Raw genomic sequence first — 1,245 nt, 5'->3', positions numbered from 1 at the left:
CTTCGACACGAAGGAAGTCTGGACCTTCGTGATCTGGGTGCTCTACGCCGGCTACATCCACGCCCGCGCCACGCGCGGGTGGCGCGGCGTGCGCTCGGCGTGGCTGTCGATCATCGGCTTCGCCACGGTGATCTTCAACTTCACGATCGTGAACCAGTTCTTCAAGGGCCTGCACGCCTACAGCGGCCTGAACTGACGCGCTGGGCGGCGCCGCGGCTGGCGCTCACGGCGGACGAGTGGATGCCGCGTCGCGCGAGGGCGGCTGCGTAGGCGCCGCCCTTGCGCGACTGCGGCTGCGTAGGCGCCGCCGACCTTCGGACACGAGCCGCACGACCGCATAATCGGGCCACCCGTTGACCGCGCTTCGGGCGGGGCGTGACGACAGGAAAGGTGGGGCCCTCCTGGCGTCCGGACTTCGGACAGCAGGAGGGCCCCACCAATAAGCCGTACCGGCGTCGGGCAGGTCTCAGGCCGACGCGGTCGCCAGCACGGCCTTGGCCGAGGTCGACCGACGGCGGGTGACCGCGAGCGTCGAGGCGACGAAGGCCAGGACTCCCCAGATCACGAGGCCCGCAGCGCCCGCTCCCACGCCACCGGCGTCGGTGAGCACGCCGAGCATGGCCTGGTAGGCGGGGGTCGTGGGCATGAGGCCTGCGATCGAGGCGAGCACGCCGGGCACGGTCGACACGACGCCGGTGGCGACCGCCAGCACGCCGACCAGCGCGGACACCCAGCGGCCGGCGCCGCCGAGCACGGCCACCAGCGCCTGGTTCACCGCGGCGAACGCGACACCGGCGAGCATGCACAGCAGGGCGAACAGCGACCAGGTGCCGCCGTCGTAGGCTGCGGCCAGCTGCACCACACCGGCGACCAGCAGACCCTGCAGGGCGCCGATCGCCGCCGCCGGCGCGAGCGAGCGCAGCGCGAGCAGCGCCGAGGGCCGGCGCGACGTGAGGGCTCGGCCCGAGACCGCACGCAGCGCCACGAACGAACCCAGCCCGCCGAACCACAGCGCGATCGTCACGAGGAGCGGAACGGCGGATGCCCCGAACAGGTTCGTGCCCAGCCCTTCGGCGGCCACCGGGTCGGCCACGACCGAGGCGAGGTCGGCGGCCTCCTGGTCGGTGTACGACGGGAGCGCCTCGGTCGCGGTGGTGAGGCCGTCCGACAGGGTGTCCGCTCCACCGGCGAGTTCGCCGACACCGTCGGCCAGGGCATCGGCGCCGGTGGCGGCATCCGTAGCCC

The 1,245-nt window shown here is 73.3% G+C and carries 1 protein-coding gene and 1 pseudogene; one reads left to right on the top strand and one right to left on the bottom strand.

Annotated features, from left to right (window positions below; genetic code table 11):
* Window positions 1-196 (top strand): cytochrome c biogenesis protein CcsA (ccsA, locus tag NQ160_RS23940; protein WP_257517474.1); only part of this gene is annotated, 196 nt, incomplete at its 5' end.
* Window positions 197-466: 270 nt separating this feature from the next.
* Here ccsA and NQ160_RS23935 read toward each other — a convergent pair.
* Window positions 467-1,245 (bottom strand): annotated as a pseudogene (locus NQ160_RS23935) (hypothetical protein); the annotation flags it as partial.

The organism is Microbacterium sp. zg.Y909, assembly GCF_024626565.1.
Note: the sequence above shows the minus strand (reverse complement) of the source record. Positions and strands in the feature narration are given on the sequence as shown.